10 protein-coding genes are annotated in these 10185 nt (G+C 72.2%); 7 read left to right on the forward strand and 3 right to left on the reverse strand.

The window, feature by feature from the left end:
- Positions 1–25 precede the first annotated feature (25 nt).
- From VF330_RS39705 to VF330_RS39720, 4 genes are read left to right on the forward strand one after another with little or no spacing between them, the layout of a single operon-like run.
- A complete protein-coding gene (locus VF330_RS39705) occupies positions 26–478 on the forward strand; it encodes a cupin domain-containing protein (protein WP_330856910.1) in 453 nt (150 codons plus the stop codon).
- A gap of 39 nt (positions 479–517) precedes the next feature.
- Positions 518–1483 carry an LLM class flavin-dependent oxidoreductase gene (locus tag VF330_RS39710; protein WP_330856911.1) on the forward strand — a complete coding sequence of 322 codons (966 nt, stop codon included), beginning with the start codon at positions 518–520 and terminating at the stop codon, positions 1481–1483.
- Positions 1470–2465, forward strand: coding sequence for an aldose epimerase family protein (locus VF330_RS39715; RefSeq protein ID WP_330856912.1), 996 nt, complete (start codon positions 1470–1472; stop codon positions 2463–2465). The genes VF330_RS39710 and VF330_RS39715 overlap by 14 nt, the downstream gene beginning before the upstream one ends.
- 9 nt (positions 2466–2474) lie before the next feature.
- Complete coding sequence (locus VF330_RS39720) at positions 2475–3245, forward strand: class I SAM-dependent methyltransferase (protein ID WP_330856913.1); 771 nt, start codon at positions 2475–2477, stop codon at positions 3243–3245.
- A gap of 144 nt (positions 3246–3389) precedes the next feature.
- On the opposite strand, the gene VF330_RS39725 is transcribed toward VF330_RS39720, so the two are convergent.
- The 3 genes from VF330_RS39725 to VF330_RS39735 are packed head-to-tail and all read right to left on the reverse strand — an operon-like array spanning position 3390 to position 7169.
- A complete protein-coding gene (locus VF330_RS39725; RefSeq protein WP_330856914.1) occupies positions 3390–4370 on the reverse strand; it encodes a class I SAM-dependent methyltransferase in 981 nt (326 codons plus the stop codon).
- 37 nt (positions 4371–4407) lie between these two features.
- Positions 4408–5586 (reverse strand): pyridoxal phosphate-dependent aminotransferase, encoded by a 1179-nt coding sequence (locus VF330_RS39730; protein ID WP_330856915.1) that lies wholly within the window; start codon positions 5584–5586, stop codon positions 4408–4410.
- A complete protein-coding gene (locus VF330_RS39735; protein WP_330856916.1) occupies positions 5583–7169 on the reverse strand; it encodes an amino acid adenylation domain-containing protein in 1587 nt (528 codons plus the stop codon). Before VF330_RS39735 ends, VF330_RS39730 begins: the two co-directional genes overlap by 4 nt.
- 257 nt (positions 7170–7426) lie before the next feature.
- On the opposite strand from VF330_RS39735, the gene VF330_RS39740 reads away from it, so the two are divergent.
- Genes VF330_RS39740 through VF330_RS39750 form a run of 3 tightly spaced genes read left to right on the forward strand, consistent with a single transcriptional unit; the run spans position 7427 to position 10162 of the window.
- Positions 7427–8770 (forward strand): aldehyde dehydrogenase family protein, encoded by a 1344-nt coding sequence (locus VF330_RS39740; protein WP_330856917.1) that lies wholly within the window; start codon positions 7427–7429, stop codon positions 8768–8770.
- Positions 8771–8823: 53 nt separating this feature from the next.
- Positions 8824–9111, forward strand: coding sequence for an acyl carrier protein (locus tag VF330_RS39745; protein ID WP_330856918.1), 288 nt, complete (start codon positions 8824–8826; stop codon positions 9109–9111).
- 1 nt (position 9112) lies between these two features.
- On the forward strand, positions 9113–10162 hold the full coding sequence (locus VF330_RS39750) for a GNAT family N-acetyltransferase (RefSeq protein ID WP_330856919.1): 1050 nt from the start codon (positions 9113–9115) through the stop codon (positions 10160–10162).
- Positions 10163–10185 lie beyond the last annotated feature (23 nt).

A 10185-nucleotide genomic window follows, 5' to 3' on the forward strand; every position in this document is an offset into this window, starting at 1 on the left:
ACCCTTCACCGAGGAGGCAGCAGACATGACCACCGTGTACGAGAACAACCTCAAGGCCGACGTCCGGTTCGACCCCGAGACGCACATCCAGAGCGTCCAGGAGGGGCCGTACCTCGAGCTGGTCGACCACCACGGTCGTCCGTTGGAAGGCATCCTGGGCGTCCCCGGCGTGGCCGAGCAGATCGGGCTCGGCGTGCCGATCGGCGCGGACCGGCTCGTGATGCAGCCCGGCACCGCCTTCGAGCTGCACACCCACCCCGGCGCGCACATCCTCTACGTGCTGGCATCGCGCGGCTTCATCCACGTCGACGGCGTCGACTACGAGATGAAGGCCGGCGACACCGTGTTCGTCCCCGCCGACTACGCGCACGGCGTGAAGACCAACGCGAAGGTCAGCGAACCGCTGCAGATCCTGGCCTTCGGCGTGCCCCACATGCCGGTGGAGTCCAAGGACCGCATGACCCTCGTCGAGGAGTGAGCGCACCCGTGGACGACCTCACCACCACCGCGAGCGCGCATGCCTGAGCTCAGGTTCGGCGTCCACTCCGGACAGCAGAACGCGTCCTTCTCCGAGAGCCTGGAGCTGTGGCAGCTGGCCGAGGAGCTGGGGTACGACTGGTGCTCGCTGTTCGACCACCTGCGTCCCCCGATGGGCGGCTCGGACGGGCCGTGCTTCGAAGGACCGACGCTGCTGTCGGCGCTGGCCGCGCGCACGGAACGGGTCCGGTGCGCGCTGCTCGTGTCCACGGTCGCGTGGCGGCACCCGGCACTGCTGGCGGCCGCCGCGGCGACGATCGACCACGTCAGCGGCGGCCGGGTGGAGATCGGCATCGGGACCGGCTCCGCCGACCTCGCCCGCTCCCAGTACGGCCTGCCGCACCCACCCGGCTGGATGCGGCTCGAACTGCTGGAGGAGACCGCGGCGGTGCTGCGCGGGCTGTGGGACGGTGGACCGTTCTCTTTCCAGGGCAAGCACTTCCGGCTGGAGGACGCCTACCTGCGTCCCGCCCCGGTGCAGCGGCGCCTGCCGCTCGTGTTCGGCGGCGCCGGGCCGGGACTGCTCCGGGCCGCCGCCAGGCACGCCGACGTGTGGAACAGCCTGCTCACCGACCCCGGCGCCTACCGCGAGAGGTGCGCGACGCTCGAACGGCACTGCGCCGCGATCGACCGGGACCCCGGTGAGATCCGGCGCTCGATGACGTTCCGCGCACTGCTCGTGGAGCACGAGGACGACCTGCCCGCGCGGCTGGCCGACCTGCGCCGCTCGTACCCCCCGGACTCGCCGGTGTGGCCCGAGTACCTGGTGTTCGGCACGCCCGAGCAGTGCGCGGCCGCATTGCGGCCCTACCTCGCACTCGGCGTCACGGACCTGATCTTCGGCGCCCGGCCGCCGGTGGACCGGGTCAGCCTCACGTTGTTCGCCGAACGCGTGGTGCCCGAGCTGCGCCGCGCGACCGAAGGGACCGCTGATGCCCCGGATTGAGCGCGCCCCGGTGGGCCTCACCCCGGCCGGCCACGGGATCGAGTCGTTCCTGCTGTCCGTCGACGACCTGTCGATCGAGGTGTGGACCTACGGCGCGACGCTGGTCGAGGTCCGCACGCCCGGCAGGGACGGGCAGGTCGCGAACGTGTGCGCGCGACTGCCGGACCTGGAGTCCTATGTGGACCGGGCGCGCAACCCGTACGTCGGCGCCACCATGGGCCGGTTCTGCCGCTGCGTCGCCGGCGGCGAGTTCGAGCTCGACGGCGAGATCCACACCCTCGACCGCAACGACGGCCGGCACCACCTGCACGGCGGGTCCGAGGGGTTCGACACCCGGACCTGGACGGCGGAGGCGTTCCCCGACGGCGACGCGGCCGCGGTGCGGCTCTCGCTGACCAGCGAGGACGGGGACCAGGGCTATCCAGGCGAACTGACCGTGCACACGACCTACCGCGTCGAGCCGGGCGGGGTGCTCGTGATCGACCACGAGGCGACCACCACCAAGCCCACCGTCGTCGGCCTCACCAACCACGCGTTCTGGAACCTCTCCGGGACCGGCACCGTCGACGGGCACCGGTTGCGGCTCAACACCGCCGAGGCCGTCCGCTTCGACGCCGACCTGGTCCCGCTGCCCGGCGCTCCCGCCGACCTGAGCGGGACACCGCTGGACTTCCGGTCAGGACGGCCGCTGGGCGGCACGCGCATCGACAACTGCTTCCTGCTCCGCGACGCCTCCTGGGCCGCCGAGCTGCGGCACCCCGGCAGCGGGCGCGCGATGCGCGTCACGACCGACCAGCCCGGCGTGGGCGTCTACACCGGCGACTGGTTCGCCGGCCGCCCGCGGTGCGGCATCTGCCTGGAGACCGGACCGCTGCCCGACGCGCCCAACCGGCCCGACTACCCGTCCGCCCGGCTCGACCCGGAGCAGGTCCACCGGCACCGGGTGACGCACGCCTTCACCACCACCGACCAGACCGGATAGGAAGCGAGCATGGAGAACTACTACTCGGAGAGCTTCGCCGCCTTCTTCGACGGCAACTACACCGGCTGGGTCAACAGGTTCTCGCCCCGGCTGGCCGCGGCGCTCGGGAAGTCCGCCGACCGGCCGCGCACCGCCCTGGACCTGTGCTGCGGCACGGGGATCACCACGGCGTACTTCCTCGACGAGGGCTGGCGCGTGTCCGGTGTGGACGGATCGGACGCGATGCTGGCCCTCAACCGAGCCCGCAACTCCGCCGCCTGCGACGAGGGCCGGCTCAGCCTCACCACGGCCGACGCCAGGGCGTTCAAGCTGGCGGAGCCCGTCGCGGCGGCGTTCAGCCTGGACGGCGCGCTCAACCACCTGCCGACGCTCGCCGAGCTCCAGCGCTGCTTCGAGCGGGTGCACGAGGCGCTGCTGCCGCACGGCGAGTTCGTGTTCGACCTGTTCGAGCAGTCGCACTTCGAGCACTGGAACCACGTCACGGTGACGGACAAGCCCGAGGTGGTGGTGGTCAAGCGCGGTGTGTGGGACACCGGCGCGCGGCACGGGATGCTCCGGGTCTCCGGGGTGTTCGGGAGCCACGACGACGCCCGGCGCGTGGAGCAGACGCTGAGCAGCTGGTTCTACGACGCCGACGAGGTGACCGGCGCGCTGCGCGACGCGGGCTTCGAACCGCGTCCCCACGACTTCGCGGGACCCGACCTGAAGTGCGACTCGGGGTCCTGCTCGACGACGACCGTGCCGTGCCGCCAGGTCTACCGGGCGGTCCGGTCGGGCTGAGCCGGCGAACGACGAACGGGGCCTGACCGATCCGGTCAGGCCCCGTTTTCGCGTGCTGTCCGGAGTGGACGATGGGGGTGCACGCGAAAAAACCCGGCTGGTGCGGATCTCTCCGCACCAGCCGGGTCTTCTTCCGGCTCGGTGCTACGCGAGCGGCTTGCGCACCAGGATCAGCCGCGAGCCGGGCAGCCCGCCCTCGACGATCTTCTCGACCTGGAAGCCCGCCTCGGTGAACGCCGCCGACCACTGGTCGCCGTTCATCAGCCCCTGCGACATCAGCGCCTGGGTGTAGACGTACTCCGGGCCGAACGCCTCCGCGGTGTCCTGGCTCTGCGTCGGCGGCGCGACCTCGCAGGTGAGGACGTACGCCCCCGCCGGCAGCCGCTCGCACGTGCGGGTCAGGTAGTTGACCAGCACGTCGTGGCCGAGCTCGAGGACCTCGTGCATGAAGAAGAACGCCATCACCAGGTCGACGTCCTCCAGGTGCGGGACGCTCTCCACGTCGGTGGCGTCGACCTGGACGATGCTGATCCGGTCGCCGAACCCGGCCTTCTCGACCTCCTGCGTGGCCTCCTCGCAGGCGGCCGGGCTGATGTCGTAGCCGACCCCCTTCGCGTCGGTCGCGCGGCAGAGGTCGATCAGGAAGTGGCCGTTGCCGCAGCCGATGTCGCCGATCGTGGTGAACTCGATGCCGCCGAGGATCTCCATGACCGCCTCGCGCAGGTCGGCCTCGCCGACCAGCGCGCTGCCGACGGCGACCCAGCGCACGTCGCGGTCGACCTCGGTGCCGAAGGTCTGCTTGCGCGTCAGCAGGGTGTCGAGGCTGTTGAGGGCCTCGCCGTACCCGCCGGCCAGCCACAGGAGGTAGCCGCGCTCGTTGTAGAGGTCGCGCCCGGAGTCCGTGAGCACGTAACGGTTCCCGTCCTTCCGGACGATTCCGCGCTCGGCGAGGTAGACGAACGTGGCGTTGCCCAGGAACTCCTCGTACCCGAGCTCGGCCGGGACGACCCCGTGCTCCGCCAGCTGGTCCAGCGCGCCGATCTTCTCCAGCGCGGAAATGATCGTGCAGGTCACGTAGGCCTGCATGTAGTCGAAGACCGGACGGTCGATCACCTGCTGTGCCACGGTTGTGCTCCCATCTCAGAACTTGCTCGAAGGCCCGTCAGAGCCCGGTCCCGGACAAGCCGGTGCGGAAGGAGGCCAGCCGGACGGCCACCTCGTCGAGGAAATCCGAACTGCGGTTGAACGCCACGCGCACGTGGTCCGTGCCGGCGGCGGGGTCCACGTGGAAGAGGGATCCCGGTGCCACCAGCACACCGGCCTCGCGAATCAGCCTGCGGGCGAAGACGTCGCTGCTCTCGCCCGCCGCGGCCGGTATGCGGGCCATGACGTAGCAGCCGCCGTCCGGCGGACGGCACTCCAGCCCGATCTCCTGGAGCAGCGCGACCACCCGGTCGCGCTGGGACCGGAGGTCGTCCGCGGGCTGTGCGAAGCCGGGGTCCTGTGCCGCCGCCCGTGCGACGGCTTCCTGCAACGGCGCGGGGGCGCCGGCGCACACCGTCCCGTGCACCTGCCGTGCGATGTGCGTCAGCCCGGCGCTCGCGCGGAGGTAGCCGAGCCGCCAGCCGCTCACCGAGTGGGACTTCGACAGGCTGCCGACGAGGAAGCTGCGGTCCCGCAGGCCGGGGACCTCGGTCACCGAGAGGTGCCGCCTGCCGAAGGTGAACCCGCCGTAGATCTCGTCGGAGATCACGACGGCGTCCCACTTCTCACACAGCGCCTCGATCTCCGCCCACTCGGCCTCGTCCAGCACGTGGCCGGTGGGGTTGTTGGGAGTGCTGACGACGATCGCGCGGGTGTTCGGCCCGAACGCAGCGCGCAGGTCGGCGGGGTCGAAGCGCCAGTCGTCCGGCCGGGTGCGCACGAACCGCGGCACGCCTCCCGCCAGCACGACGGCGTTGACGAAGTTCTCGTAGTAGGGCTCGAAGATCACGACCTCGTCGCCGGGGTCGACCACGGCCAGCACGGCGGCGGCCAGCGCCTCCGTCGCGCCGACCGTGACGGTCAGCTCGGTGTCGGGGTCGGTGTCGCAGGGCAGCGTGCCCGCGATCCAGCGGCGCAGCTCACGGTTGCCCTCCATGAGCTCGTACTGGTTGCGCCCGGACCGCATCGCGTCGTGCGCCAGGCCGACCAGCCGCGGCGAGGTCTCCGGCGCGCCCGGTATCCCGAGCGCGAGGTCGAGGGCGGACGCGCGGGCTGCCTCCGAGAGCAGCTCGAACATCCGGCCGGCGATCAGCCCGCGCACGCGCGACGACGCGCGCGGCAGGACGGGGGCGTTCACGTCCCGCTCCGTTCCCCGGCGCCGACCCGGTCCTCGTCCGCGACGAAGCGCCGCCGCAGTTCCACCAGGTCGGTCTTGCCGTTCGCGTTGACGGGCAACGCCTCCAGCGCGAGCCAGCGCCGCGGGACCATGTAGGCGGGCACCCTGCGGGCCACCGCGGTCCGCAGCTTCGGCACGGTCAGGCCGTCCCCGGCGGCGACGTAGGCCGCGCAGATCTCCAGCTCGCCGCGGCTGCCGGGCGCGGTCACGACGGACGCGGCCGCGACCTCGGGCAGCGCGTGCAGTGCCGTCAGCAGGTCGTCGAGCTCGACGCGGTACCCGCTGATCTTGACCTGCCGGTCCGCGCGGCCGTGGAAGCGCAGCAGGCCGTCGTCGCCGATCCGGCCGAGGTCACCGGTGCGGTAGTAGCGGCGGCCGTCCCGCTCGAAGAACGCCTTGGTCGTGCGTTCCGGCGAACGCCAGTAGCCGGGCGTCACGCCCGCGCCGCCGATCACCACCTCGCCGATCTCGCCCACCGGCAGCGGGACGAGGTCCTGGTCGACGACGGCCAGGTCCTCCCCCGGGATCGCCACGCCCATCGGCAGCGGCTCGTCCGGCAGCTCGGTCACGGTGTGGAAGCAGCTCGCGATCGTCGCCTCGGTCGTGCCGTACACGCCGGTGAACGACACGTGCGGCAGCCGCCTCATCCAGTACGCGAGGTCGTCCGGCAGGAACACCTCGCCGCCCCAGATCAGGCGGCGCAGGTCCGGCAGGTCGTCCTGGGCGAGCACGTCGTACCGGGCGATCGCGCTGAGCACCGACGGCACGGACGCCAGCTGCGTCACCCGCGAGGACCGCAGGAACTCGACCAGCGCGGTGGGCGTCAGGCTCGCCGACGCGGGCACCAGGTGCAGTTCGGCGCCACAGGTCAGTGCGCCGTAGACGTCCAGCAACGACCCGTCGAAGTGCATCTGGAGGTGGCAGGACAGACGGTCCTCGGCGGTGATGCCGAAGTGGTCCCGGGCCCAGCGGATGAAGTGCGCGACGCCGTCGTGCGTCAGCTGCACCCCCTTGGGCTCACCCGTGGACCCGGAGGTGAAGAGCAGGTAGGCGACGCCGGACTCGTCGGCGGGCGCCTTCGGGTCCTTTGTGGACGCAGCGGAGAACGTGGTCTCGTCCAGCACGAGCACGTCCGCCGTCGCCGTGCCGTCGGGGACGAGCAACGCCGTCACGACGTCCGCGGGAACGGCGGCCAGCACCTCCGCCGCCAGCGGGACGCGGGCCTCGTCGGCCAGCAGCACGCACGGGCCCACCTGTCCGACGACGGAGGCGAGACGGCCCGCCGGGCTCGTCGCGTCCAGCGGCACGCAGACGCCGCCGGCCTTCAGCGCACCCAGCAGGTGCACGACGATCTCGGGCGACTTCGGCACGAGCACGCCGACCCGGCCGCCCGGCCGCAGACCGCCCGCGAGCAGCACGTTCGCCACCCGGTTCGCGGCCTCGTCGAGCTGCCGGTAGGTCAGCCGCCGGTCACCGTGGACGATCGCGACCGCGTCAGGGGTGCGCGCGGCCTGGGCGCTGACGAGGGCGTCGAGCCGCGTCACGCCGGTTCACCCGCCTCGGCCACTCCATGGAATCCCACCGGGCTACCTCCTCGCAGAAACGCGGTGCATGCGCCTGTCGACGAGTGACCCTGCACGGGGGCGTTCCTCCGGCGTTACCGGTGCGATCCCGCGCCGGCGCCGCCTTTTCCCGCACCGGTCGGCGATTACGCGCCGGTGAGCGGAGCGACGTCCCGGGTTACCGGAGAGTGGACCTCGTCCGTGGCCGTGCGGACGGGTCCGCCGTTTAACTGGGCCGCATGCCCTCGACTACCACGGATCCGAGGACCGGCCGGCCACGACGGGTCTTCCCCACCCTGCGCGAAGACGACATCGACCACGCCGTCCACACGGCGCGCCGCAGCGCCGCCGGCTGGGCCGCGCTGACCACCGGCGAACGCTCCCGGCGCCTCCTGCGGCTCGCCGCCCTGATCGAGGACGACGCCGCGGCCTACGTGGAGAGCGAGTGCGCCGGCACCGGCAAGCCCCGCTCCGAGGCCGAGGGCGAGATCGCGAACTGCGTCGACCTGCTGCGCTTCTACGCGGGCGTGGTGCGGGGCGACCTCAGTCCCGCGAGCGGGCACCGGATCCCCGGCCGGGAGAGCTGGGTGCGGTGGGAACCGCTCGGCGTGGTCGGGGTGATCGTGCCGTGGAACTACCCGTTGATGATGGCGATGTGGCGGCTGGCGCCCGCGCTCGCCGCCGGGAACGCCGTCGTCCTCAAACCGGCCGAGACCACCCCGGACAGCGTGCTGCTGCTGGCGGAGCACGCCGCGGAGGCGCTGGCGCCGGGCGTGCTGACCGTGACGACCGGCGACCGCGAGACCGGCCGGCTGCTAGTGGCGAGCGCGGTGGACGCGATCGCGTTCACGGGCAGCCCGACCGGAGGCCTCGACGTGCAGGCGCGGGCCGGGCTCCGCAGGGTGAGCCTCGAGCTGGGCGGCAACTGCCCGGCGATCGTGCTCCCGAACGCCCCCGGCCACACCTACGAGGACCTCGTCTCGGCGTGCACCTACAACGCGGGCCAGAGCTGCGCCGCTCCCGCGCGGGTGATCACCCTCGCCGAGAACTTCGAGTCCACTGTGGACGCGCTGGCCGAGGTCATGCGCGGCCGCCGCGCGGGCGCCGACTTCGGTCCCCTCAACAACCCCGACCAGGTCGCGAGGTTCGACTCCATCGTGAACGCGAGCAAGGCCGCGGTCCGCGAGCAGGGCCAGGTGGTCGTGGCCCCCGGCGAGGAGGGCGGGTACTGGCGCCCCGGCGTCATCCTCGCCGGCCTCCCGGACGACGACCCCGCCGTCACCGAGGAGATTTTCGGCCCCGCGCTCACGGTGCAGGCGGCGGACTCGCCGGAGCACGCCGTCCGCATGGCCAACGAGGTGCCGCAGGCGCTGGCGGCGAGCGTGTGGGGCGACTCCGTCGGCGACCTGCTCGGCATCACCCGTGCGCTCGAAGCGGGCGAGGTGTGGGTGAACTGCCACCTGGAGCAGACGGCCGACCTGCCGCACGGCGGCCGCAAGCAGTCGGGTCACGGCACCGACCTGAGCGTGCTGGCCCTGACCGAGTACCAGCGGCCGAAGACCGTCACCGTCAGGATCGCCTGACCGGCGGTCGCTCCCGCCCTTTTCCCATCCCCGGAAGCAGAAGGAGACTTCGCATGGCGCTCGTCCCGCCGTCGACCTCGGACACCGTTCTCGATGCCGTCAACGAGTGTCTGATCGAGCTGCTCGGCATCACCGAGCTCCCGCCGGAGACCGATCTCGTGGACAGCGGTGTGCTGAACTCCCTGTCGATGGTCGGCCTCATCGCGAAGCTCGAACGGCGCTTCGACATCAGCATCGGCAAGGAGGACCTCGACCTCGCCAACTTCCAGAGCCCGCTCGCGCTCGCCCGCATGGTCGGCAGGAAGACCGCGGGTCCGGCCGAAGCCGGCCGGGACCGCTGAGATGACCGAGGCGTTCACCCTCTCCGAGTGCCTGCCCGCCGACCTCCAGGAGATCGTGGAGCTCCAGGAGGTCCTGTGGCGCGGCGGGGAGAAGAACATCGCCTACTACCACTGGAAGTACCGCGACAACCCGTACCTGGACGGGCGCTACTCCGTGCTGGCACGGGACAGCGCGGGCCGGGTGGCGGGAATGGTCGGCGTGTTCGGGTCGCCGTGGGAACGCGACGGCGCCCGGTTCGTCCTGCCGTGCGTCACCGACACGATCGTCGTCCCCGAGCACCGCAGCAGCCCGTTGTTCCACCGGATGCTCGACGAGGCGGCGCGCCGGCTGCGGGACGCGGACAGCCCCTGGCTGCTCGACTTCGGCGACCAGGGCGCCATCCCCGCCATGCTGTTGCGGGGCTGGAAGATGGTCGGGCCGTGGGCGCTCTCGGTCCTCACCAGGTCCGGCGACCCCTGCCGGCCGGGGTGGGCGGACGAACCGGTGCGGACCGGTGCCCGGTCGGGCGTCCCCATCGCGGTGGCGCCGGGAGACGACCGCACGATCGAGGCGATGGCCGACGTCGCGTCCCGCGTCCCCGACGACGGCCGCGTCCGCGTGGCGCGGGACCTCGGCTACTACACCTGGCGTGCCGCCAACCCCCTGGCCCACTACTACTACCTCGTTGCGGGAGAGGAGAAGCCGGCCGGGTTCCTCGTCGGTCACCGCTTCGCGCTCGACCCCGACGACGCGGAGACGTCGACGACGATCGTCGAGTGCGAGGCGGACGACCCGGACGTCAAGGCGGACCTGCTGGACGCGGCGCACGACCTCCTGCCGGGCAGGTGGGTCCTGAGCTGGGCCCACGACCTCCCCGGCGAGGCGCGCGACGTGCTGGACCGGTGGGGAACGGAGGTCTTCGAGCCGTCGGGCCGGTTCGACGTGGACGGTCCCCTGCCCAACCTCATGCTCAAGCACACCGGTGCCGCACCAAGGGATCCGGTGCCCGCTGAGCTCGACGAGCTCGGGACGTGGGACGTGCGCGGGGTCACCGGCCGAGCCTGGCGCTGAGGCGGAAACCCGTGGAGCCCCTC

The sequence above is a fragment of the Lentzea sp. genome, assembly GCF_036380075.1.
Classification (GTDB): domain Bacteria; phylum Actinomycetota; class Actinomycetes; order Mycobacteriales; family Pseudonocardiaceae; genus Lentzea.

Excerpts from the sequence above, each read along its gene's own strand:
- VF330_RS39710 (WP_330856911.1), top strand. The coding sequence starts at position 518 with ATGCCTGAGCTCAGGTTCGGCGTCCACTCCGGACAGCAGAACGCGTCC.
- VF330_RS39705 (WP_330856910.1), top strand. The coding sequence starts at position 26 with ATGACCACCGTGTACGAGAACAACCTCAAGGCCGACGTCCGGTTCGAC.
- VF330_RS39740 (WP_330856917.1), top strand. The coding sequence starts at position 7,427 with ATGCCCTCGACTACCACGGATCCGAGGACCGGCCGGCCACGACGGGTC.
- VF330_RS39750 (WP_330856919.1), top strand. The coding sequence starts at position 9,113 with ATGACCGAGGCGTTCACCCTCTCCGAGTGCCTGCCCGCCGACCTCCAG.
- VF330_RS39715 (WP_330856912.1), top strand. The coding sequence starts at position 1,470 with ATGCCCCGGATTGAGCGCGCCCCGGTGGGCCTCACCCCGGCCGGCCAC.
- VF330_RS39720 (WP_330856913.1), top strand. The coding sequence starts at position 2,475 with ATGGAGAACTACTACTCGGAGAGCTTCGCCGCCTTCTTCGACGGCAAC.
- VF330_RS39745 (WP_330856918.1), top strand. The coding sequence starts at position 8,824 with ATGGCGCTCGTCCCGCCGTCGACCTCGGACACCGTTCTCGATGCCGTC.